General features: G+C 61.7%; 12 protein-coding genes and 1 pseudogene. 7 read left to right on the top strand and 6 right to left on the bottom strand.

Going from position 1 to position 24693, the window contains the following annotated elements; genetic code table 11:
* Positions 1-383: 383 nt before the first annotated feature.
* The 4 genes and pseudogenes from BGIM_RS0119275 to BGIM_RS63070 form a co-directional block, all read right to left on the bottom strand.
* Positions 384-2318, bottom strand: coding sequence for a recombinase family protein (locus BGIM_RS0119275; protein ID WP_020471369.1), 1935 nt, complete (start codon positions 2316-2318; stop codon positions 384-386).
* A 325-nt stretch (positions 2319-2643) separates the two neighbouring features.
* Positions 2644-3471, bottom strand: coding sequence for a tyrosine-type recombinase/integrase (locus BGIM_RS0119270; protein ID WP_157369229.1), 828 nt, complete (start codon positions 3469-3471; stop codon positions 2644-2646).
* 299 nt (positions 3472-3770) lie between these two features.
* A complete protein-coding gene (locus BGIM_RS68325; RefSeq protein ID WP_072022270.1) occupies positions 3771-4547 on the bottom strand; it encodes a 3'-5' exonuclease in 777 nt (258 codons plus the stop codon).
* Between the two features lie 358 nt (positions 4548-4905).
* Positions 4906-5651: pseudogene (locus BGIM_RS63070) on the bottom strand (IS5 family transposase).
* A gap of 205 nt (positions 5652-5856) precedes the next feature.
* On the opposite strand from BGIM_RS63070, the gene BGIM_RS0119245 reads away from it, so the two are divergent.
* From BGIM_RS0119245 to BGIM_RS0119235, 3 genes are all read left to right on the top strand, one after another.
* A complete protein-coding gene (locus BGIM_RS0119245; RefSeq protein WP_020471364.1) occupies positions 5857-7593 on the top strand; it encodes a lipoxygenase family protein in 1737 nt (578 codons plus the stop codon).
* Between the two features lie 90 nt (positions 7594-7683).
* Positions 7684-9129, top strand: coding sequence for a hypothetical protein (locus BGIM_RS51275; protein ID WP_020471363.1), 1446 nt, complete (start codon positions 7684-7686; stop codon positions 9127-9129).
* An 11-nt stretch (positions 9130-9140) separates the two neighbouring features.
* Positions 9141-14240, top strand: coding sequence for an nSTAND1 domain-containing NTPase (locus tag BGIM_RS0119235; protein WP_029630184.1), 5100 nt, complete (start codon positions 9141-9143; stop codon positions 14238-14240).
* On the opposite strand, the gene BGIM_RS0119230 is transcribed toward BGIM_RS0119235, so the two are convergent.
* Positions 14230-15576 (bottom strand): hypothetical protein, encoded by a 1347-nt coding sequence (locus BGIM_RS0119230; RefSeq protein WP_020471362.1) that lies wholly within the window; start codon positions 15574-15576, stop codon positions 14230-14232. The genes BGIM_RS0119235 and BGIM_RS0119230 overlap by 11 nt on opposite strands.
* 289 nt (positions 15577-15865) lie before the next feature.
* On the opposite strand from BGIM_RS0119230, the gene BGIM_RS0119225 reads away from it, so the two are divergent.
* Both BGIM_RS0119225 and BGIM_RS0119220 read left to right on the top strand, forming a co-directional pair.
* Entirely contained in the window at positions 15866-20038 is a 4173-nt protein-coding gene (locus BGIM_RS0119225; protein WP_020471361.1) for a protein kinase domain-containing protein, read from the top strand.
* A gap of 68 nt (positions 20039-20106) precedes the next feature.
* Positions 20107-21777, top strand: a complete 1671-nt coding sequence (locus BGIM_RS0119220) for a di-heme-cytochrome C peroxidase (protein WP_020471360.1) — start codon at positions 20107-20109, stop codon at positions 21775-21777.
* Position 21778: 1 nt separating this feature from the next.
* Here BGIM_RS0119220 and BGIM_RS0119215 read toward each other — a convergent pair whose 3' ends face one another.
* Positions 21779-23158, bottom strand: coding sequence for a cytochrome P450 (locus tag BGIM_RS0119215; protein ID WP_020471359.1), 1380 nt, complete (start codon positions 23156-23158; stop codon positions 21779-21781).
* A 399-nt stretch (positions 23159-23557) separates the two neighbouring features.
* Between BGIM_RS0119215 and BGIM_RS0119210 the strand changes: the two genes are divergently transcribed.
* On the top strand, positions 23558-24169 hold the full coding sequence (locus BGIM_RS0119210; RefSeq protein WP_020471358.1) for a hypothetical protein: 612 nt from the start codon (positions 23558-23560) through the stop codon (positions 24167-24169).
* A gap of 188 nt (positions 24170-24357) precedes the next feature.
* Positions 24358-24693 (top strand): transposase family protein (locus BGIM_RS0119205; protein ID WP_238537677.1); only part of this gene is annotated, 336 nt, incomplete at its 3' end.

Genomic DNA, 24693 nt, shown 5'->3' with positions numbered 1-24693 from the left:
CCTTGTCAGGACGCACCGGCCGCATCTAACGCCGCAACTCCAGACTGTCGTCAGGTGATTGCCAATGGCGGAGGCTGGAATTCTTCAATCGTTTTTGAATTCATCCACGGAAGACGGCTTCTGATCAGATTCCAAACCCGTATCTGAGGAAATCCGTGTCGTCGGACAACCGCTCTGGCATTGTTCTTCAATCAATTTCCGGGCGACCCCTTCCGCAAGCAAATCAAGAAATTGATGCAGAGCCCCGCGGACTGCCGCCGCACGCTTTCCATCGGAGTATCGGGAATTCATGAATGTCTCCTGCAAAGTGTGAAAATGAAAAGACCCCACACTGCTCGCAGTGCGGGGTCTTTAGGATGGTTCGGTATTTCAAGACGTGGACGTCAAGACAGTCCGTCCAATGGCAGGGGCTCGAAACGGTAACGTTGATTCAGATGACGCCGGATTCTCGAACAGTCGGCGGGGGGCTCGCCCACAAGTAAGTATGGGTCCGTCAATCCTTGTTCTCGCATGGTCCTTTCAAGCGCCGAAGCGTTCTGGACAGCCGTGACCGTGAGCCCGAGTGTTTCGGCCACTTTTCGCTCCGTCATTCCCTGCTCCCGCAGTTGTGTCACCCGTTCACGGAAGGCGGCCCGTTGGGGAGGGTCGAACAAATCGACTGTCAGTTCGCTGCGCAGCACGGTCGCTTCATTTCCCAAATCCCTGTCCGGCAGCAAGGCGGCCAGATCAAGCATTAGCTCGGCTCTTGAAGTCAGCCCTCCTCCGTCGCATAATTGCACGGGAAAAATTCGCAGGCGAGGAACCAGCAAGCGCATCAGCCTGCCGAACTCGGCCGGGTCTGACTCGGCTTCTTCCAACGCCGTCACCGCACGCTGACGCAATTCCGGCATCGAAGGGAAGACGAGTTCTTCGGCGGGCGTCCGCGTCAGACGACGGAGACGAGCTTCCAAATTCCGTTTCCGGTCTTGCAATTGACGGTGTTTTTTTCGCAAAATATCCGTCAGACCCATGTCCGCGATGGCGTCGGCCACATTCGCCTCCTGTTTGAAAACCGACTCCAGTTCCTGCCGCGCCTGGCGAAGGTCGCCGTCTTTGGCCGACAGACGTTTGTCCGCGTCGGCCCGGACTTTCCCCAGAAAGACGGCATCGAAATCCGGCAGACGGGCGATTTGGCCGAGGACGGCCTGGAGCATCCGTCGGGCGGCGTCGCGTCCGTCAAACGTGACGGCGTTCCAGCACTTGTAATCCCGGACGCCCGAGCACATCATGTGGTCATTCTGGCCGTGACCGCCCCAGTAAAACAGCCGGTTGCAAACACCGCACACGGCATGCTGGCCGGGGAAAACCGTCCGCTTCTTCGGGACGCCGGCCCGGGCGTCCTTCCCTTCGATCAACTTTCGGCCCATGCCCCGGTTCGCCGCTTCCAACAAGGCGTTGACCTCCTCGAACTCAACCGGATCCACATGGGCCAGATGCGGACATTCCAGATATTTTGGGCCCTTGGGGTTCCTCACCGATTTTCGCCGTCCCGACTCGTTGTGTTTCACGGTGTGCATGCGGCCCCGCCAGGGAGTTCCCTTGAGAACCGGATTGGCGGTGACTCGACGAACCATGCGACCGTCCCACTTCTGGTTGCGGGCATACGGACCGACGGGAACGCCCTTGGAGTTCAGCCAGTCGGCCACGGCCGAGCAGTTCCTGTCACGGCGCAGTCGGGCAAACCATTCTTGGAAGATCGGGGTGGCCGCCGCATCCAAGACCCAGTCGGCATACGTTCTGGCGTCATCCGGAACGGTGTAGCCGTAGATCTCACGGGCCATGGCCCCGCCGGACTTCTTGAAACGGTTCATCAACTTGTGTTTGAGGCGCTTGGATGTGTGGCCGTTGTGCGCGACGTGATCCTTGCAGGCCGAGATGGCGTCTTCCTCCCATGTCTCGTCATTGGTGTCGAAACCGTCGTTCGGAGCGATGACGCGCGTGCCGTGATCGACGGCAATGCCGCACAAGGCCACCACCGCCGTCCCGCGGACGATCCGGCCAAGATCTTCGGCAAAGAACAAGTCGAATCCGCCGGTGCGGAGTTCCTCCTCGATCTCCCGGAGTTCGGGCCGGTCAAGGCGCTCTCCTTTGTTAATGGTCGAGATGAACCGGAACTCGACCGGACCGTCGTACTCATCTGCGACCCATTCCCTGGCATGATCTTGTTGATCATCAAGACTGGCCTCTTTCTGGTTGGGCCCCCCGCTGATCCGGTTGACCGCCAGAACCATCAGTGTGTGCCCGTTGCGGGGCGAAATCGACCCATCCTTGTTTCCCATCTCCGCGCACCTCTTAAATATTGAGGTGTCGGTACGGCAGTCGATGATTGACCCAGTGAGTCAATCCGGGTGACAAACCGTGAGAATCCGTGATCCTTCGTGAGAATTGTTCAAATGGAATCCACCATAAAAACACACTTGAAAAACGCCCGAATTCCTGGTGTTTCAAGAGGTTCCATTTTCCAAGGGGTAGTATCCCCCCCTCTCCGTATTCTCCAACTTGCTTGACATAACTTGTTGATTCACAAGCGGTGGGAAAGTCAAGAATATTGTCCCAATCAGTGTGGGACAAAAGTGGGACAAGACTGGCCTCATTTGGCAATACTCACATCGTTTCAGAAAATTGTTTTCCCTTCAACCGGTTTTGGCGCCTCCCATCAAGCATTTGAATCAAACGGCCCCGCGACACATGTCGCGGACCAAACCACTCGATCCCCCATGACTCGTCTCGCTTCGCGGCCGACGACTCAATGGCTGTCGGTTCCGTCGGCGATCTTGCCGTCATGTTTCCTTTAAATCTGTCCGCCACGACTCGTCCCCGGCCGGGGGCAAGTCCTCTCCGCCAAACGAGGGGCAGCCGGCCCATCTGGCGTTGTGACTCCTCGCTCCGCTGATGGTAATAATGGCGGATCATTTCGCTCTCTCGGCGGCCCGGCCACGACATCAGCATTTGTTCCGGTACTCCCGTGTCCGCGGAGCAGAAACAATAATAATGCCGAAAACGATGAACTCTCCCGGTGGTGATCCCGGGACGCCCGCCGACGGCCGGGAATCGCGAGGCCAGCGCCGGCAGCGCCCGGTTAATCAGAGCCCGACGCACCTTGTCAGGCTTGATTTTCCCACCCTTGGGGCCATGAAACACCAAATGATCCGGATATCGTGTCAGTGATCGCAACACCGTCTTGAGATCGACGTGGACGGCCAGCGAACGATCCCGGCGGGATTTGGTCGTCCTCGTATCCGGTCGTTCCGATTTCCGGCTGCGGCGGGTGGTGTCGGCCAGCGTGATGTCCCACCGGTCCATGTCCGCGTCCGGCCGTCGCAGAGACGCCAGTTCATTGATCCGCAACCCGGTTTGGGCCAGGGCCACCACCACGTCCCCCAGCCAGTTCAGCGACCGGTCCGTCCGGCAATGCCCGACTATCGCCCTCACCCCGGCATGCGTGTGACAATACGTGGAGGCGCCCGATGGTTTCCGAATCGGATTGGCTGGGTGCCCGAACACCTTCAGGAATGAGCGTCGAAAAACCAGAGCGCCAAGAAGGGACCGATGGGGCGAAAAGCGTTATCGCACCGCGGCATTGCTGTATCGCCATCTGGAACTGGCGCTGCTCCGGCGGTACGAATCCGTCTGCCATCGAAACCTCAGCCGCTTGGATCTGGCATCCGCCAGCGTTTTTGGCTGTGACGAGGATCATGCGCGCAAATTGAGACAGGAGTTGTTTCAAGCCATCAATGCCGCCGACAGCTTTGGAAAGTGAGCCGTTTTCTTATCCCGTCCGGCAATTGTCCCGGATCAGTCGCCGAGTGTCGTCGAGCAATTCTGGCGACAGCAGCCACCTTATGTGGTCGGGATGCCGTTCGGCCACCTCGGGCAACGGCCGGCCGGCATGCTTTCCCCGGGCGAACACCAGTCGGCCATCGTCTTCCCGGAACCAGCCGTCCAGGTCGGCACCGGTGAGGAGTCTGTGGAGGTCGGCGACAGAGGACGGAAGGTCGCGCTACCGCCGTGACCGGCCGTCCGGCGCCAAAGCCGCCGCCCGGGCATCGGCCGCGGCCGAGTGGGCGCCGACGTGTTCGCCTCCGGTGTAGAACCGTATTCGTCAAATCTCTCCTTTCGCGTTGGTGGTAAATCTGCAGGGCATCGACGATGGCCCGGCCGGCAAGCGGAAAATGAACGCCGGCCCGTCGGCATTCGGCCGCCAGCATCGGCAGGCCGAACCGCTTGATGCCGAACCCGGCCAGGTCACAGCCGTCAAGGAAGCGAACGAGTCGGGGGACGACGGCCGTGAACACCGGGGCGTCGGCCTCGGTGATGCCGTGAACGGCGGTGGCCGCGGCGAGGATGGACACGCCGGGGTTAACCCGGCGGCAAGCCTCCGCAGTCCTGCCGTCCGGGTCGATGCGGAGAACGGCGATTTCGATGATCCGGTCGGTCTGCGGATTGGCCCCGGTGGACTCGATGTCCAGGAATGCCAACGGGCGTGCCAGTCGAAGATTGTGGAACATGAATAACTCTTGGCAAGTAGCGAGCGACCGGCGTGCGGGAGTGGTCGAATACCCAGAGGCGAGCCAACCCTCACGGCGCGGAACGAAACGGGAACAGAGAAAGGGGAGCTTGTCCGTCAGACTTGCGTTTGCCGAGGTGGAAACTCCGCCGGCCCCGGCCGGACAATTGGAACAAAAGAATCAGCTAAAAATTTCGGCTGGCAATCGCAGCCAACCCCGCCATGTATTTTGAGGCATCGCCGCCGGTTCTAAGAGTGGCAATCCAAAACATGGAATCAAGTGAACGCGAGAACTCGCCGGCTGGAACATCGCTTATTTGGAAAAAATAATCAGTCAGGCGATGGATTCCTTGGGAAAATCAAGTGCGTAATCTCTGCAGATTCAACAGCGCCAGTTGCATTTCTTGTGTCTTTTCCGTGACCACTCGCAGACACTTGAAATTATGCGGCCAGCCAATTGTCCGCTCGACCACTCATCGGAACACGCCCAAGCCACTGCCGTCCGGTGCTTCGCCAGTTTGGGTTCAATGCCCCGCTCTCGCAACACCTCACGAAGAGCCTCGACGTCATCACTCCGGTCGGCGTACAACGCGTCGGGTCGTCTGCCGGGGCCTTCGGTTTCGCCCGCCGGGTCCAACGGACCAGCGCTGTCGATCAACGGCATCATTCCGAACCCGTCGGGCAGGTTGGCCCCAGTCACCTCCCCGGCCAGCGGGATGCCGTTGACGTCAAGCAGAAGGTGGTGTTTGACTCCCGAACGCCCGCGATCCGAGGGATTCGGGCCGTTTCCCTTGGCTCCACCCCGCGCCCGGGCGAAGGAGGTGTCGAGGGCTGCCCGGCCCCAGTCAATCTTTCCGGCCTCGTCCAGCTGGGCGGCAAGGTCTGATGTAGCGTGAACCAGACGCCGGCCGGCAGCCATTTCTGAAGATGCTGCCAGCAGGTCATGCCGCAACCGCATCCCATCTCCGCCGGCAGTTCCTGCCAGGTGATCCCAGTCTTCAAAACGAACAGGATGCCCGTCAGGGCTTCCCGGTCACCCACCCGTCTTGCGGCCCGGATAACGGAATCGACGAGGCTTGGCCGGCGGCAACAACGGTTCAATAATCTCTCACAAGGCATCGGGAACAAGTGACTTGGCCATGACAAACCTCCAATTCGGGCCGCCATTATTCCCTGCGAATCAAATGCCATTTGTCTCATAAAGTTACAGGCTCTAAAAAACTTGTAGTGTAGATCTTGACTCTCCCGGGCCACATTCCCAATGTGGCCCGGGTTGTCGTTCGTTGACCAACCTTTGATGAAATGACTCAATGAGCGCATTCCTTCCCGCTTTCGACCCGGATCCGGACACTCGTGACCGGGAGCGAAAAGGCAGGCAGCAACAATACCTGTACAACCACAACTACGTCTCCCCGCTGGCATTTGTCGATGATGTGCCCGGCGGCGAAGGTTTCCCGATCAACTTCACCACGATGCTCCTCGGCAAGTTGATGACCGGGGTGGCGAACGAAGCCGACGCGGACTCGGCCATGCGCCGGACGTTGCGAAAAATGGACACTCCGCTCGCCAACATGGCGCTGGCCGGCTCGACGGCCGTGCATGCGGTCCGGGCGGCGGTGGGCACGTTTATCGGCATGGCCGCCGACGCCAGTCGAATGGAATCGATCGATGACTACAACGCCTTGTTCCACCTCATCGGACTGCCGCCAATCGCAAAGGATTTCGAACTCGACAGCACATTCGCGGAACTCCGGCTGGCGGGGCCAAATCCGGTGCTCATCCGGCGCATCGACCGGCCGGACGACCGATTCCCGGTGACTGACAGTCACTTTCAAGTGGCGCTTCCCGGCGATTCGATTGAGGCGGCCGGAGACGAACATCGCCTCTTCCTGGTCGATTATCAGAGGCTTGACGGGATTGAAACCGGGATAAGCCCGGGGGGCCAGCCCAAATATCTTTACGCTCCGCTCGCGTTGTTCGCGGTCAGCAAAGACACGCGAAAACTCGTGCCGGTCGCCATTCAATGCAAACAGAAACCGGGGCCGGACAATCCGGTTTTCACACCGGACGACGGTTACAATTGGCGGATCGCCAAGACCATTGTTGAAATCGCGGACGGCAATTACCACGAAGCGATCACGCACCTCGGACGCACACACCTCACCATCGAACCCTTTGTCGTCGCGGCGCGTCGGCAATTCGGCCCGAACCATCCGCTAAACGTGCTCTTGCGGCCCCACTTTGACGGCACGCTCGCCATCAACAACATGGCCCGCATGAAATTGATCTCCCCGGATGGCGTTGTTGATCGGCTGCTCGCCGGAAAAATTTCCGCAACGCTCGGACTGAGCGCCTGGGCCGTGCAAGGGCATGCGTTCATGGACCTGCTGCCGACGGAATCTTTCCGACGCCGGGGAGTGGACGACGTCTCGGTCCTGCCAGGTTACGCCTACCGCGACGACTCGCTCCTGCACTGGGAGGCGATTCGCGAATGGGCCGCGACTTACCTGCGGTGCTTCTACCGTTCGGACGCCGAGGTGGCGGCGGATGTGGAAGTGACGGCTTGGCTGACGGAAGTGTCCGCGACGACCGGCGGGCGGATCAGCGGCGTCACTCCGACGCGAACATTGGCGGAATTGATCGATGTGATCGCGCTGGTCATTTTCACGACCAGCGCCCAGCACGCCGCAGTGAACTTCCCGCAGTTCGACATCATGAGTTATGCCCCCGCGATGCCCCTCGCGGGTTATGCCCCGGCTCCCGCCTTCAAGCAAGGCGCGACCGAAGCCGACTACATGGCGCACCTGCCGCCGCGCGATCAGGCCGTGCTTCAAATGAACACGGGATATCTGCTCGGCTCGGCTCACTACACCCAACTCGGGCGCTACGAACCGAACTGCTTCGGGGAGCCGAGAATCAACGAACTCGCGGAAAAATTCGCGGCGAAACTCGACGACATTGAGCGGATCATCACCGAACGGAACCAACACCGCCGGCCGTATCCGTTCTTGCTTCCGTCCGGCGTCCCGCAGAGCATCAATGTTTAGAAGGCGGCCTTCCAGGCCGCTCTGTGTTCCGCTTCGCATCACCTGACGGAGCGACATCTCGTCAGGCTGACTTACCACGATTGGTATCACTTGAACGAAGACGACATCATCCTCAATGGCATCAACGGAGCGACCGGCGAATACCTCGTCGCGCCAATCACCCCGAGTGATGCGGTGAAAATCGCCAGCGGGCGTCCGACCGACAGCGCCATCGGTTCGTGGTTCAAAGCCATCGCCAGTGTGTTCAAGCGGCCGAAGCTCGGCTTGCCGATGGACGTTGACCCGACCAATCCGGGGCGAGCCGGGTGGGCCATTGTTCTTCCCGCGGGCTGTTCCCAAGAACTCAAGTCCGCCGTTCAACCGCTGATTGAGCGGCGAAAAAACGTCGTGCCCCCCGACCGCTGCAAGGTTTTCGAATACCGGCCCGGCGAGACGATGAGGAAATGGCTCGCCCGTCACGGCGTCGCCCCCGGTTCCGTTGTGCCGACGAAGGTGCCTTACTACGTCACGCTTGTCGGCGGGCCGACGGAAATCCCGTTCGATTTCCAATACCTTCTCGACGTGGAATACGCGGTTGGCCGGCTCGCGTTTGACACTCCGGAACAATACCGGCTATACGCGGAAAGCGTGGCGGCCTACGAAACGGCCACGAGCATCAAGAACGCGAAAGAAGTGACGTACTGGGGACCACGACACCCCGCTGACCGTTCGACCCAAATGAGCGCGGACTCGCTCATTCGACCGCTCATGGAGGGGATGCCGGCCGCGGGCGACCAGGCCGGCGAGGCGCCGATTGCGACCGAGAAGGGGTTTCGGTCGAAGTGTTTTCTCGCCGCCGACTCAACCAAGGCGAGGCTTTTGGAAACGCTTCACCCGACAACCGGCACGGCCCCGCCCGCGGTATTGTTCACGGCGTCGCACGGAATGGGCTGGCCAAAGGACGATCCGCGACAATTGACAGCACAGGGCGCGTTGCTCGCGCAAGATTGGGCGGGCTTCGGCCAGGTGTCGCCCGCTCATTACCTCACGGCGCCGGAAGTGGAAGCCGGTGCGAATGTCAGCGGCCTTGTCGCCTTCCTGTTCGCGTGTTATGGCGCCGGGACTCCCGCGACCGATGCATTTCTGACGGAGCGCGGACGCGGTCCGACGGACATCGCCTCCGCGCCGTTCGTCGGGGCGCTTCCGCAACGGTTGCTTTCGCACCCCAACGGTTCCGCGCTGGCCGTGGTCGGACATGTCGAACGGGCGTGGGGTTACTCGATCCGTCCGACGGGGGCGGGCTCGCAAATCGGCCCGTTTCGTGACTTTCTCGCACGCGTGCTCTCCGGCGAGCCGGTCGGACACGCGACGAAAAACTTCAGCGAACGCTATGCGGTCCTTTCGACGGCTCTCGCGAGCGCGCTGGATGAGAGCAGCAAGGAGGCAAAGGTTTCGCCGCAAGAAATCGCCGCCATGTGGGTCGAGCGAAACGACGCCCAGAACTACGTTGTCCTCGGCGATCCCGCCGTGAAACTCCGAACCGATTTACTCACATAACTTTTTCCCTTATGGCAACGCCTTATCACGTCCGGCTGGCCATCTCGCAATACGGCGAACAATTTCGGGCCGAATTGTTCACGGAAGACCTCGGGGACACCGAAGGCGACTTGCTCCCCGAATTGCCGCCGAGCATCGCCGAATGGGTGCCGTACCTCGCCCAAGGGGCGGACCTGCCGCCCGACGCGGCCCGGCAGCTTGGGAAAGACTTGTTCACCGCCTTGCTCGGGCAGCCGGAAAACGCGAAGAAATGGGCCGAGGTGCTGACGCAGGCCGCCCGCAACAAACAACCGATTCGCCTGCTTATCGACGCCACCACCGAGGCTGTTCGCGATCTTCCATACGGCCTCCTGTGCGAACCGCACGACGACTTCTTTCTCTTTCGCGGGCGTGACAAGCTCGCCGTCGCCTTCGTGCGCATTTTGCGCCGATGCTCGCCGCGCCCGCTCAAGTTAAACGACCGGCTTCGCGTGCTGATCGCGGTCGCGGAGCCGAAGAGCGCCGACGTGCCCCCGTTCGACGCGGTGCTTCGACTCCAGAAACTCGTCGCGGCCACTCACAAGGACATCGATCTTTTCTTGTGCGGGCCGGCCGGGCCGAAGCCGGTTTCAGAGATTGCTCCGAACCCGGAAACGGCCGAGTCGGGGATCTTTGCTCCTTTCACGAAGACCACCCGTGATTCGCTTTGCCTTTCGTTGAAAGGTGAATTCGACGTGTTGCACCTGCTCGCGCACGGCCACGGGGCCGGAGTGCTTCTCTGCAAGGACGATGGCGCTCCTGCGGAAACAACCGCAAGCGAACTCGGCGAGTGGTGCGGCGCGGGGCGGACGGCGTTGGCGTTCTTGCAAGTATGCAAAGCCGGACAGACCGCCGGGCGGGGCGGATTTGGCGGTGTCGCACAGCAACTCCTGAGCCCGCGCGGCGGGAACTTGGCGGCGGTGGTCGCGTCCACGTTCCCGCTTGATGCGGAGCACAGCACGGACGCGGCCATCGGCTTTTACCGCCAGCTCGCGGCCGGCAAACCGCCGGAGGAGGCCATCACCTCGGATCGCCCCGAAACGGACTGGTGCTGGGCGTTCCTCGAATTGTGGGCGCGGCCCGGCGCTCTCGGCGGGACACAACAGCGAGCGGCGTTCCAGTTCGTCAGCCCCTACCGAGGGCTTTCGAGTTTCGGTGAGCAGGACGCGGACCTGTTTTTCGGACGCAAGTCGGAGGTCGCGGAACTGCTTCAAGTGCTGCGCGCCGAACCAGCGGTCGCCGTGGTGGGCGACTCGGGCAGCGGCAAGTCGTCGCTGCTTCAGGCGGGCCTGGTCTGCGCGATACGCCGAGAGGGCCTGGCCGGTTCCGACAAGTGGCGAATCGTCTCGCCGCGACCGGGTTACCGGCCCGCTCAGACACTGCTGACCGCACTCACCGGGTCACATGAAGAGCCGACCGCCGAAGCCCTCAAAGCCGCCCTGAGAGCCGACGTCCAACCGCTGTTGATCGTGTTCGATCAGTTTGAAGAAGTGTTTACGCTGGCCCGCGACAAGGCCGAGATCCAGTTGCTCACCGATGCGCTCGCCGAAGCCGTGGACACTCAGAGAGACCGTTTCCGGCTCATCATCGGGATGCGGAGCGAATTCCTCGGGCAAGCCGCCTCCGTGCGCGGTCTTAGTCGGTTGATCCGACGGCCGTGGGTGCTTCGCCCGCCCGGCGGGGACGATATGCGGGACATCGTCGCCGGCCCCGCCGAACATTGCGGCTATACGTTCCAAGGGCCGCTCGCCGATGGCAACCCGGCACACGCGACCACCCTGCTTGACCGCATCCTGACGGATCCTTTGCTTGCGCGTGTCGAGGGCGGGCTGACCGCGGCGCCGTTGCCGCTGCTTCAATTCGCGCTCGAACGGCTGTGGCTGAAGGCGGTCGAAAAGGGGGTGACGGAGTTCACCCACGCGGAATTTGACGAAATCGGCGGCATGGGCAAGGCGATCGCCCAGCACGCCGAGGCCGTGTTCCAGGCAAGCGCGACCGCCACCGAGTTCGGCGCTCAGGGGCGTCCTCTCGTCGAACAGATCATCACCTCGCTCGTGAATTCGAAGGGAACGCGACAGCCACGCGGACGCGCGGCTTTGCAAACCGAAACCGGGAACGCCGAGGCGGCGCGGGAGATCGTCGATTACCTTGTCGGCGAGCGACTGCTCACCATCCGCAGCGACCCGGAGGACATGTCGAAATCGCTGGTCGATCTGTCGCATGAGGCGTTGATTCAAAACTGGGACCGGCTTCGCGGATGGCTTGCGGAAGACCCGCAGGGGCGGGCGATGCGGGAGGAATTCCGCATCGCCGCGGAGAAATGGGAAAGCGGCTTTGCGGGCGTTCCGTCGCGGAGCCGGCACGCGCTGCCGGGCTCCGACATGGCCCGCAACTACCTCGCGTGGATTCGCTCACACAAGCCGCGCCTTTCGCCGGTGCAGCAGGAATTCACGAAGGCGATGAGCGAAATGCTCGTCCGGCAGCGCCGTACCCGGCAATTGGTGATGGGCGTTCTCGCCGCGCTGGCCCTGGCGTCCTCCGGACTGGCGATCTACGCCGACGTCCAGGCGACGAAAGCCCGCAAGAGCGCGGACGACGCGACCAACAGCGCGGCGGCGGCAAAGAAGAGCGAAGCCCAGGCTCAGACCGAGAAGCACGACGCGCTGGTGAAATCAGCCACGCTTGCGCTGGAAAAAGGGAGTCAGATTTGCGAGGAGGGGAGACCGCGGCTGGGAATCCTGTCCATCGCGTATGCGTTGCAACTGTGCCCCGCCGACGAGCCCGACCTTCGCCGCGTGATCCTCTCGAACATCGCCTCTTGGGCGCCGCACCTCATGTGCCTCGACGAGGTTCACACGTTACCGCTTCAGATCGTCGCAACCGATCCGGCGGGGAAGCAGGCGTTGCTCTCGCGGATTGCGGAGAAACTGCCCGGAACGCCCGTGATCTTCGTCTACGAGTTTCAACTCTACGACATCGGCACGGAAAAACCGGTCGGGGAAAAATTCCGGGTCCAGAGACCGGAAGCGGACGGGAAGATCCGCCGCCACCCGATTGAACGGATTCGGATGCTTCCGAACGGAATCGGACTTTTCACCGGCGCCGGTCTGTCGTCCGTCTGGGACGTGGCCGGCGGCAAACCCCTCGGCAAGTGGATCGATCACGGGATGGGAAGCGCCGCCGTCCGGCCGGACGGGAAACTCCTGGCCGGGTGCGACGGTCAGGGCGACGTGCGCCTCTACGACGTGGCCACCGGCCGACCCCGCGACGGCGCGTTTCAGCACATGGGCAAGATCAACGACTTGGTATTTTCCGCAGACGGCCGCTATCTGGCGACTGGGTGCGGACGCCGGGCCGACGCCAGGATGGACAAGAAGGACGAGTTGATAGATGCGCGATCGGAGGGCGTCGTCCACCTGTATGAAGTCGGCGTCGGGGCGAGCGATCCCTCCAAGTTGTTATGGCGGCACAATGTGCCCGGAATCGTCACCTGCGTGCAGATCAGCCCGGACATGAGGCGAGTGACCGGCGGCGGGTTTGAAATCCGGTCATGGAACCTCGCCACCGGCGCTCCTCTGGCAGGCGAGCCGCGGTCCGGCCCGGAGAGCGCCGCCTTCATCGTGTTCGACCCGAAGCAACCATCGAGCTTTCTCGCGTGCAACCCCTCCGGGTCGCTTCAGATCATGCGCGAGGACGACACGGTTTCGCGATACGGCGAACGCATTTCCCCGCAAGGGTGGCTCAGCGGGGCCGGGTTCCGAGACGACGGGAAGGTGTTCACCGCCAGCCCGGACGGCATCGTTCGCGTGTGGAACCGCCCGGTCCAAAGCCACACCATGGAAGGCTTGGGTCAGGTCTTCCCCCCGCCGGACGCCGAGGCGATCCTGAGCGTCGCGTTCCGGCCGGACGGCAAGGCCATCGCGCTCGGCGCCCGGAACGGAAGCGTCTTCGTCTACGACCTCGACCGGCCGGGTTCCCCGACACCAAAGACATTCCGGTGTGCGTATGGCAAGGAGCAGCGGTGGCCGGTCACGGAAGTGCGGTTTGCTTCCGACGGTTCGCGGATCATCGCCCGCGATCAAATGTTGAACACCTTTGTCTTCGACACCTCCGGCGACCCGGCCCCGCTCACGGCGAAGAACGGCCGGCGTCCGCAGGGAGTGGCCGACGACGGCCGCACCGCCGTGTTCAACACGGACGACCCCGAACAATATGTGGTCGGGCGGTTGGATCCGAACACCGAAGTCCCGGCCAAACCGACCATGCGCGCGCGGGGCGGATTGTCAACCTTCTTTGACGAAACGGAGAACTGGTTTCTGTTCCGGGCCACCCGGGCGGCGTTCAGCCCGGACCGGTCGCTGGTCGCTTTGTTGAATTCCGAAGGACTGATCCGCCTGTTCCGCACGGCGAGCGGCGAGGAGGTGTGCGAGCCCCTGAAACACACCGTGAACGGAGAGTTGGAGGGAATCCATACCGTGGCGTTCTGTCCAAAAGGCCAATATTTGTTGACGCGAAGTCCGCGCGCCCGAGGCATCTGGCAGGCGGAGAGCGGCTCAAAGATCGACTACTTGGAAAACCGCGTCGGCATCCAAGTGGCGAAGTTCAGCCCGAGCGGAAAACTGGTGCTGGGGGGAACGAACTTCAGCCAGGGGCAGGCGTGGACCGCGGGAAACGGAAACGAGGCGCTGCGCCTCCCGCTGATCCACGCCGCCCAAGTGTGGGACATCGCCGCCGATGCGGCGGACGAGCGCATTATCACTGGCAGCTTCGATCACACCGCCCGCATCTGGGACCGGGCAACCGGCCGCCCGCTGACCCCTCCGCTGCGCCACCGCCTCGGGGTCAGCGAGACGACGTTCAGCCCGGACGGGACGCTCGCGCTCACCGGAAGTTGGGACGGCACAGCGCGGTTATGGGCCGTCCCGAAACCGCTGCCGGATGATCCGAGATTGATCGAACTGATGGTCGAAACGATGACCGGGCTGCGAATCTCGCCCAACACCGGTGGCGAATTGCTGAACCCGACCGATTGGCGTGCGCGAAAAGAAGAACTCTTTCGCCTGGGCGGTCCGCCGATCAAGATCAACCCCTGACGGACGCCAGCGCCGCCTGCCAGACCGCGTGCGCAATTTGCGGATGGCAGATGTCGCTATGAGCGCCACCTCGCCCGGCGCCGTCGCGGATGACTTCGCTGCACTCCAGGTTGTACGCGGTCCCGGGAACGAACTGGTAATCACCCGTCGCCGGAAGGAGAGTCCGGTCGGTCGTGTTCGTCCCCGGTCCGCGAATGCCGTGCGTGCCCAGCGCCCCGTACTTCGGCAGTTCGCCCGGCGAGGCAAACGCCACCTGCCCGGCGACTCCGGCCCCGAGGGGATACCACTTCCCGTTGGCGGTGTCGAAGACGGATTGCGTGGAGAGGATCGGCCCGCGCCCCCGCCGGTCGGCGATCACTTTGTTGAAGTATCCCGGCTGGCCTGGCGTGGCCGGGATGTCGTCGCAGTACGACCAAATCGAAAGAGCGCCCTGAACCAGCGCAAGCGATTCCACCGGGCGGGCGACCCGCCCCCGGCCCTTCGGCCCGGCGAGCGTCGCCGACATCACAATGCAACCGAAGCCATGACCCATCAGGTGAAATCGGAGATTCCTCGGCGACGCCTGCATCATGCCCGCCAGAAGCCTTGAGCCAACCAGTTCGCCGAACCAGCGAGAGCGGTCTTTCATTCGCCAAAACGAAAGAGTCCGCAACACTCCGAAGATCCCGCCGCCACTGAACAACCCGAAACTCGGGGCGTCCTCCCTGAGCGATTGGTACACGCTCTCCGGATCGAACCCGGAACGGTCGCCGCCCGGTCCTGCGCCGACGCCGCCGATGCCCATGTCTGCTTCGTAATTCAATTGCCGGTAAGCGGCGAACACATCTTGAGGCAACGTATCCGGTTCCACGTCGTCAATCGCACCAACCACGATTCGCCGAATGGCGTCCCGCGCGGCGGGAGTGTCCGCGATGCGCTCCGCATAATCGTTCACCATCGCCTCGACCGGATCGGCCGAGGCGACCCCGTCAACGGGCACGGAAAACGATCCCCCCTCGCCAAATGACTCGTCTCCCCAAGGCATGCTCGGCCAGTGTAGGGCGACGAAGCGAGGTTTGAACCCCGGGCGGGCTTGTTTCATCAAGGCCATGTCCGCGTCACAGGCGGTCATGGCCGCAAGCCACTTGTCGTAGTGCGAGCGCGCGGCGGGAATGTCACCCATCCAACCGTGAGTGAGCAGGAACACATCGGTGATTCCCGATTCGTCCGAGGCAAGATCACGAAGGACGAGATCGGACATCAGGCCGTGAGGATCGTCCTTGCGTTCGTCGCCGTTGGACTTGAAACTGACGAGGTCGTACGCGACTCGTTGATCGGTTGCGGCAAACCTGGGCATTAGGAGTCCTCGAATCAAAAGACAATTGTCGATTGAGATTGGGTTGGAAGCAAACGAAGACGACAATCACGTGCGAACTGTGGTTGAGTGTATGCCATCCTATGGCGTGATGCCACCGGTTGAATTGAGTGGAAATGACGATCATCCCATGAGCGGGCGGTTATGTCGTTCGCCTTGTTTGAAATTAAAAGGGAACTTGTGGACAGCCCCTCTGGTGTCCGTTAATCTACCAACACCGCCTCACTATCACCTACATGCAATCCGGTTCAGATGGAATCTGGCGAAGGTCATGCCTGTGTCATCTTCTTCCTCTCATGATTCTGACGAAGTCAAGGAAGAGAAGATTGCCGCGAATCCGCCAATTGGATCGCCGGCAGCCGGTGGCCATCCGTTGAATCCGGATGGCCCGACTGAAGACTATTCCAACGCCTCCCTGCAAACACCAGGAGGTAACGCGGACTTGTTCCCGGCCGGGGAACCCAATCCTTCCGCCGACTTAATCGCCGCATTCGGAGACAGGTACGAGGTGGGAACGCAACTCGGGGAGGGCGGGTTCGGCGCTGTGTTTCGCGCCCTTGACCGCCGGTTAAACCGAAGTGTCGCGATTAAAATCTCCAGATCGGCCTCGTCCGACCCGGACAAACTCCTGCGTGAGGCCCGGTCGCTGGCCCAGCTTCGACATCCGGGAATTGTGGCGGTGTACGACGTCTCCGTCTCCGGACAATCCTGTTTCGTCGTGTCCGAATTGCTGCCAGGTCCGAGTCTTGCGAATTGGCTCAAGGAACACCGTCCGTCGGCGACGGAGGCGGTTCAGATCGTGGCGGCGGTGGCCGACTCGCTCGGACACGCTCATTCCCTGAGCATCGTGCATCGGGACATCAAACCGGCGAACATTGTGTTCGCGGACGGGCAACGTCCCGTTCTCGTGGATTTCGGGCTGGCGCTCTCGGACATGGACGCGGCGGCCGAACTCGGTGTCATCTCGGGCACGCCTGCGTACATGTCGCCGGAACAGACAGGGGGCCGGGCGCACCGTCCCGACGGCCGGACCGATATCTACAGTCTTGCCGCGACACTTTACGCGATGCTCTGCGGGCGGGCGCCGTTCCGCGGGCGAAATCATGCGGATATTTTCAGGCAAGTCCGGGAAGACGAGCCTCAACCGCCTCGGCAGATTCGGCCCGATCTTCCGCTCGAATTGGAGCGAGTTTGCTTGAGGGGGATGGCGAAGCTTCCGGGCGACCGTTACACAACCGCAAACGATTTCGCCGAAGCCCTCCGTCGGTCAGTCGGACTTCTCTCTCCGCTCCCTCTTTTTTCAGAACCGGCTCCGCGGAATGCAATTGAAGCAGTGGCTCCCGTGCCCGTGCCCCCTCCGATTCCTCGCAAAGTGTCCCGGACCGAGCGACGGCAGATTACGCTGCTCCAATGCCTGTGCGAGGCAGACAACGGGGATGATGACCCGATGGAGCAGGTTGCCGCCTTCCAGACCTTGTGCGATGACGTGGTCAAAGCGCACGGCGGGTTGCCGATGCAGGCATCAGGCTCCGCGTTCCTCGCCTGTTTCGGTTATCCGGTCGCACGCGAGGACGCCCCCCGTCAGGCCGTGCGCGCCGCCCTTGCCATCCTCCGACGAACCACGGCGGTGCCTGCCATCGCCGTCGGCACCGGATCGGCGGTCGTCACCGAAAATCCGTCGACGCCTCCGGTGGTGGTCGGGGACGTGGTCGCCATCACCTCCGCGCTGATCGCAAAGGAATCTTCCTCCGGAGTAACCGTCTCCGACACCACTTTTCGTCTGGTGGACGGATACTTCGATTGCGAACCGAATGGCGAGGTCCGTCCTCGCGGGCTGTCCCCGGTTTCCGCTCACAGGGTGCGGGCGGAACGGGCCGCGCGCAACCGGATAGACGCCACTGATCCGGCCCGACTTTCACCACTGGTTGGCCGGGACCGCGAGGTGGCGCTTCTCAAGGAGCGTTGGGAACTCACCGCCGAGGGCGTGCAGAACGTGATCCTGCTCGTCGCCGATCCGGGGTTGGGGAAGTCGCGGCTCGTGCGAGTGCTGCGAGAACATGTTCTTCACGGCTCCGAGGTCACGGCGTCCGACACGGCACGGTCGGAAGCGGGCGGGGCCATCGTCATCGAGTGGTTCTGCTCGCCGTATCACCTGGCCAGCCCGTTCTACCCGGTCATCGACTATTTCGACCGGATTTACCATCTCAACCGCGAACCCGATGCCGGGCGGCGTCTCGATCTGCTCGTCACTCGCCTGCGAGTTGACGGCGTCCGCGATGCGGAAGACATGGCATTGTTCGCGGCCATGCTATCGGTTCCCGCCGGCGACCGGCTTCCGGCGCTGGCCCTCACGCCGGAGCGCCAGCGTGACAAAACTCGCGAAGCGATCTTGAACTGGCTTGTAGCCCGCGCGGAACGCTCGCCGGTATTATTTGTCGTCGAAGACTTGCACTGGGTCGATCCGTCTTCACAAACGCTGTTGACACAGTTTGTCGAGCGGGGTGGCGAAGCGAGCGTTCTTGCCGTGTTCACCTTCCGTCCGGAATACGACCCGCCGTGGAAAGGGAAGGCGGTTCAGACTCAGGTCGCTCTCAACAGGCTGACCCGAGGACAGGTGGCCGAAATGGTCCGCGCGCAGAGCGGCGATCGGGTGATTCCGCAGGTGGTCATCGACCAAATTGCCGAGCGGACCGACGGAGTTCCGTTGTTCGTCGAGGAATTCACCCGCCTGGTGGCGGAACGCGGAGGCGCCATCGGTGTTGGCGCGGACATCCCGACCACGCTCCACGACCTGCTTCTGGCCCGGCTCGACCGGATGGCGAGCGACAAGACAGTCGTCCAACTCGGGGCGGTGATCGGCAGAACTTTCTCGCACTCGGTCATTCAGGCGGCTTCCGATCTTGATGAATCGGAACTGCGCGAGGAACTCGACAAACTCGTCGGGGCCGGGCTGGTGTTTGCAAAAGGCACGCCGCCTCGCTGTTCCTACACATTCAAACACGCCTTGATTCAGGACGCCGCTTACCTGTCGATGGTGAAAAAACGACGGCAGCAATTCCACCAGACGGTCGCGGAGAAGTTGGAGGAGAGGTTTCCGGAGACGGTGGAGAAGCAACCCGAACTGATCGCGCACCATCTCACCGAAGCCGGTCAATCGGCCCGCGCCATCTATTATTGGCTCAAGGCCGGTCAGCGCGCCCAGGATGCGTTTGCAAACTCGGAGGCGTTCCGACACCTGACCCGCGGCCTTGAATTGCTCGTGGCGATGACGGATTTGCCCGAAAAGGATCGCACGGAGCTTGAATTCCAGTTGCGGATCGCCGAGGTTCTGATCCAGCAGAAAGGCTACGCCGCCGCCGAGGTTAGTGTCAACTTGGAGCGCGCCAAGGCGCTGGCCGAACAGGTTGGCGAGCCGGCATCCCTGTTCTTCACTCTTCGCGGGCGTTGGGGCTGGCGGTTGCTCCGGAGCGACCTTGTCGAAGCGATCCGACAAGCGGGGGAGTTTCAGAAATTCACGCTCGCCCGATGCGCCCCCGAATACCACTTCGAGGCGGACTTTGCCCTTGGCTGCACGCACTATTATCGAGGTGAGTTCAAGCTCGCTCTCGATCACTCGATCTCTGGCGTGAATGCTTACCAGCCGGACGCGTCGCCCGCCATTGCCCTCCGCACCGGCCACGATTCCGGGGTGATCAATCAGGTTTACTGGGCGCTCTCGCTCTGGCATCTCGGGTATCCGGAACAGGCGATGGTCCAGGGACGCATCACCATTGAGAGAGCCATTGAACGGCGTCACCAATTCACGCTGGCGCACGCTTACAATCACGTCGGATGGCTTGCTCACTTCTGCGGGCTGGGACGCGCGACGCGCGAGGCGGCCGACACGGCCCTCCGGATTTCCGACGAGCAAGGGTTCGGGTTCTGGTCGGCGATTGCGACCATGACGCGCGGGGCGGCGTTGATTCTTGAGGGCGAGTGCGAGCGAGGAATTGAAGACGTCCGGCGTGGCATGTTCCACACCCGCGCGTCCGGGGCGAGGCTGCTCGACACACTTTACGCAACATTTCTTGCCGACGGGTTGTTACGGCTCGGTCAACTCGATGAAGCCTTGGCAACGGTTGACACCGGCATTGCCCAAGCCGGGGAGACCACGACTCGCTTCGTCGAACCGGAATTGCACCGAATCCGGGGGGAGATCTTGCTCGCCGCTACGCCGCCGGACCGCGGCGCGGCGAGAGATTGCTTCCTCCGTTCGTTGGCGCTTGCCGGGCAACAAGGTTCGCGAGCGGCGGAGTTGCGAGCGGCGATCAGTCTCCATCGGTTGTTGCGAGGCGGGCCGGAGGCGGCGGAATCGCGGGCGCGCCTGGCCGGGATTTTCGGTCGGCACATCGAAGGATTTGGGCTCCCCGATCTCGTTGCCGCGCGATTATTGCTCGACGAATAGAGTCTTGAAAGACAGTCGCCTCAGTCGGCGCTTGCCGCTGAAAACAAACACTTAACCGAGGGGAAACGATGCGAACATTATCGCGGGCGTTGCTGGCGATGCTGGGGTTGGCGGCCGTGTGCGAAGCCCCGTGTCAGGCGGCGGAACCGATCTTCCTCGAACAGGGTTGGAGCAAGGAACTGCGGGAAAAAATGTACCGCATTCCGCAAGGTTCGTTCTTGATGCCTTACTCATGGTTCCTGGGTTTGGAACAACCTTATGCCGATACGCTGTTCCGCGACGACAAACACATCGAATCGTTCCGATTCCTGCCCGAAGCGAAAAATGCGGTCAACCCGGATGCCCTTCCAGTTGGCTTCGCGAAAGGCATGGCGAAGGACGGCGAAGCGTGGATCGGCCTGACGTGCGCGGCCTGCCACACGACGCAACTCACTCACAAGGGGAAAACCCTGCGAGTGGACGGCGGATCAACTCTCGCGGACCTGACGCGTTTCCAGTCGACGCTGGTGTCGGCCCTCAAGGCCACGATCACCCAACCGACCAAATTCGACCGTTTTGCCGGACGTGTCCTTGGCGACAAGGCGACCCCCGAACAGAAAAAGACGTTCAACACGCGGGTCCGGCAACAGTTGACAACGATGGCGGACTGGGAAGCGCGCAACCGGCCCTCCACCACCCTGGGTTTTGGACACTTCGACGCCGTCAACCTCCTCATTAACGCGGCCGCCGCGACCGCGCAGAACGAACCGGCGAACTATCGCGTCCCGCAGGCGGGCGTCGGGGTGCCGAGTCTCTGGCTCACGCCCGAATATGACGCGATGCTGTATCACGCGGCGATCCAGAACCAACTGGCGCGCGGTCTTGGCGAGGTGATTGTTGTGTTCGGTGATATCAAGGTGACGAAGACCTCCAACGGCAAACTCAAGTACGATTGCAGCGCTGATTTGAAACTGCTCGACGAGTTGTACCGGAATAATTACTCGCTCACGCCGCCCGTGTGGCCTGAAGAAGTGCTGGGGAAACTCGACGCGGCCAAAGTGAAGCGAGGCGCCGAGGTGTACGCCCGCGAAAATTGCGCGAAGTGTCATGCGGAAAAAGCCCCGTACCCGCGGACAGCGCCCAATGTGGCCGGCGACACGTTCATCAAAATCAACCGCACACCGCTCAAGGAGATCGGCACCGACCCGGGTTACGCCGAGTATTTCCTTGGCCGCACCGCGACCCCCGGAATTCTGGCTTCGGAGTTCGAGGGCACGCCGCTGGCGAACAAAGAAACAATCTCCTCCGCGTTCATATTCGTCGCGATGCTTCGCAAGACGATGGAGGCGATGATGGAGCAAACCGTTGACGATCCAAAGCTCCGCGCCCGAATGCTCGGGACACAGCCGCTTCCGCAACTTCCCAAGACCGAAAAAGAAATGGAGATGATGCTGGAGGCGCTGCAATGTTACCGGGCGGCGCCGCTGGCGGGCATTTGGGCGACGCCGCCTTATCTGCATAATTCGTCCGTGCCGACGTTGTACGATCTGTTGCTGCCGCCGGAGAAACGGGCGAAGTCGTTTTACTTGGGCAATCCGGAGTTTGACCCGGCAAAGGTGGGCTATCGGACCGAGGCGTTCGAGGGCGGGTACAACTATGACACGACCCGACGCGGATACACGAACCGCGGTCACACCTACGGCACGGCGATCAGCGAAGAGGATCGGCTGGCGTTGCTTGAGTATCTGAAAACGCTGTGACTCAGGACCGGGGCAGGAACCGGGCGGTCAGCCCCTTCGGCATCATTGTTCCGAAAAAGAACGACTGCTTGTAGGGTCGGGTTGTGTCAACAACCGGATCAGTTGCCCGAAAGATCACCGTCAGAAACAGTCGGTGGATGAATTTTCCGAACGCGGCCCCGATGCACGCGCGGGGTCCGCGACCGAATGGAAAGAAGTGGTCGCTTCCATAGGGGTTCGCTTCGGCGAACCCGTTGTCCCACCGGCTCGGGTCGTAGCGATCCGGCTCATGCCAATGGGGCGAGTTCTTGTGCAAATACCAATTTGAAATGAAAATCTGGGTGTTCGGCGGCAGGGTATGCGAGCCGAGTCGCACTTCACGGTCCGGCGAGGATTTGCGGAAATAAATCGGCACCGCAGGGTAATATCGCATCGCCTCGCGAATGGCGAATTCCAGCGGCCGACATCCGTCGAGGGCGAAGCGATCAAAGTCCGCAGGCAGGTCGTTCCTCACGGCGCTCGCGACCTTTGCCGCTTCCTCCGGGTGTTGGGCGAGCAGGTAGAGAGCGGTGTTCACCGTGCCGGCGCAAGAGAACACTCCCCCGAAAAAGTTCGTCGCCAGCGCTTCCGTCAGGGCGCTGTCGGACAGCGGAGTTCCATGAGCGAGCGATGCATTGAGCATGTCCGGCGAGGCCGGGTTCGGATTCCGGCGGGTCTCCGCGACAATTTGCTCGAACGATCCATACCACTTCCGCCGGGCCGAATAGAAGAACGGCGAGAGCGGTGGCAGGAATGGCTTGGGGGGATTCATCCGACGGGTTCCGGTTCGGGCCAGTGTTTGGAACCAGTCGAATCGATCCGGAGGAAACGTCCGGCCCCAGAACGCCTGCGCGAAAACATCGAACATCAGTCGTTGCATCTCCCAATACAAATCAATCCGCCCGGTCGTTGATCGGATGATCCATGATTTCATCTTCTCAGCGATGACCGTCCGCAGCGGCTCGGTTTGTCGTGTGAGCCAGCCGTCCAAAGGAGCGGTGGAAAAGGGATTGTCCCGTCTCGCCTGCTCCCAACCGCGTCCGAAGTTGGTGATGAACAAGCTGCCGGGTGTGATGACCGGCTTCAGCGCGCCGACCGGCTCGTCTTTGTAAAACTCTCCGGCGCGAGTGTCGAGAACTTCCCTGATCAAGACCGGGTCGTTCAACACCAACGCGGGCGTGTTAAACAACCAAATCAACGTGACCCCGCCGAATTTTTCGCCATAGTCAGCGCACAGCTCCCAAGGCTGTCTGCCGAAAAAGGCCCCTGCGGTTCCAAGCGGGAATCGCGGAGTCGGTCCCGGAATGTTGGCAAGTTTCGCCCGGCTTCGTCTGTTGATTGCGTTGAAGATACGCTCAAGCATCCGCCGGACTCCTGATGGGCGAGGCAATGAGAGGGAGGTTTCGCGGTGGTAATCTCACTCAGGCGAACTCCCGCCGCTCATCCATTGATCGCTTTCCAGTTTGGAAGGGCGGGGATTCGCACTCTCAAATGGACGCATTTTATCGTTCAAGAGAGATGTTGTACTCATTCCGGAAACTGATAACCAAGTCCGGTCGTCCGGGGCGCGTCGATACGTCCGCGATTCGCCGGTGAGAAGCCGGCTTGAGCAGAGTTCAATTCTCGTGACAACCTCTTCTCGCAAAGCCGGGACGCCAGAGACTCGTGTTCCTTTTTGAATCCCCCCGGGAATACACAAGAATCATGTCTGTCACTGTCTCCGTCGGGCAGAGATGTGCCAACGACCATTCGGGAGGCAACCATGTCCGCAATTCGATCTCTGTGCGCGAACTGTTCCGTGTTCATTCTGGCGGGTCTCCTGCTGGCAAGCCCCGCTTGGGCGCAGCAGCTCGTGCTTTTCGACGCCACCTTCACCTTCACCAAGGAGGACGCGGACAATTCCAAGCCGAGCAAGTCGCACTACTACGTCCGCGACAAGATGCTCAACGCCAACCGCCCCAAGGACTGGACAAGCCCCGTGGACTACCGCAACGGCACCGTTCACATCCGGGCCGAGGTGATCGAGAAGCCGGAGGGGGCCGCCCCGACCACCTGGACGCTGTGCTACATCCCGAACAAGGGCCAGAAGGCCGGGTACGGCTGCACCGGCACTGAGGTCTACAAAGAGAAAGGCGTTTACGAGCGGGACGTGAAGACGACCTCTTTCTGGCAGAACGACAACATCGTTTGGGAGGAGGGGATTAAGGAGATGCACCTGGTGATGAAGGACGACAGCGGCGGCAACGGCCACGTCCATAAGCGGACCGATCCGGAGAAGTTCTTCCCGACCAAGATGCGGATCACCATGATCCAGGTGGCGAAGGGTTCTGCCTACGATCCGAAGCTCGTGCCGAATCTGCCTGTCAAAAAGTGATTCAGATCGACGATGGGACACTCCCGTTCGTTGTCCGGAATTTCGTTTGGGAGTGGTTTTAATCGACATGGCGCGAACCCGAAGCACCAATCCAGTACGGTACTGGATTACTAAGGCTTTCAGGGCGCACCAGCCCAGGGCCATTCCCAGTTTGAGGTTGTGGATTTGGGCTTGCTTGGGTAGAGGAGGTGATCTTCCAAATTACCCGGTCGGTGGCCATGAGTTCTTGCACGCTGTTGGAAGCCCTCTCGGAATTGCCCGATCCTCGCAGTCCTCGCGGACAGATTCATCCGCTGCCCGCGGTGATCGGACTGGTCGCCCTGGCCATGCTGATGGGCCGCACCAGCCTGATTGGCATCGCCCGTTTCGGCCGGCAGCACGGCGTGCCCCTGGCCCATGCCTTGGGTTTCAAACGTGGCAAGACCCCGGCCGTGTCCACCCTGTCCCGCACCCTCCGACGATTTGACGCCGCCGAGTTCGAGGCGATCATGTCCCGCCGGATCGCCGGACGGGTTGACCCGGCC

Source organism: Zavarzinella formosa DSM 19928, assembly GCF_000255705.1.
In the GTDB taxonomy this organism is placed as follows: domain Bacteria; phylum Planctomycetota; class Planctomycetia; order Gemmatales; family Gemmataceae; genus Zavarzinella; species Zavarzinella formosa.
This window is presented reverse-complemented; position numbering and strand designations above follow the sequence as displayed.

What these genes read in the sequence shown, in the direction of transcription:
- BGIM_RS0119275 (WP_020471369.1), bottom strand. Translation starts at nt 2,318, where the DNA reads ATGGGAAACAAGGATGGGTCGATTTCGCCCCGCAACGGGCACACACTG.
- BGIM_RS68325 (WP_072022270.1), bottom strand. Translation starts at nt 4,547, where the DNA reads ATGTTCCACAATCTTCGACTGGCACGCCCGTTGGCATTCCTGGACATC.
- BGIM_RS0119245 (WP_020471364.1), top strand. Translation starts at nt 5,857, where the DNA reads ATGAGCGCATTCCTTCCCGCTTTCGACCCGGATCCGGACACTCGTGAC.
- BGIM_RS0119235 (WP_029630184.1), top strand. Translation starts at nt 9,141, where the DNA reads ATGGCAACGCCTTATCACGTCCGGCTGGCCATCTCGCAATACGGCGAA.
- BGIM_RS0119230 (WP_020471362.1), bottom strand. Translation starts at nt 15,576, where the DNA reads ATGCCCAGGTTTGCCGCAACCGATCAACGAGTCGCGTACGACCTCGTC.
- BGIM_RS0119225 (WP_020471361.1), top strand. Translation starts at nt 15,866, where the DNA reads ATGCCTGTGTCATCTTCTTCCTCTCATGATTCTGACGAAGTCAAGGAA.
- BGIM_RS0119220 (WP_020471360.1), top strand. Translation starts at nt 20,107, where the DNA reads ATGCGAACATTATCGCGGGCGTTGCTGGCGATGCTGGGGTTGGCGGCC.
- BGIM_RS0119215 (WP_020471359.1), bottom strand. Translation starts at nt 23,158, where the DNA reads ATGCTTGAGCGTATCTTCAACGCAATCAACAGACGAAGCCGGGCGAAA.
- BGIM_RS0119210 (WP_020471358.1), top strand. Translation starts at nt 23,558, where the DNA reads ATGTCCGCAATTCGATCTCTGTGCGCGAACTGTTCCGTGTTCATTCTG.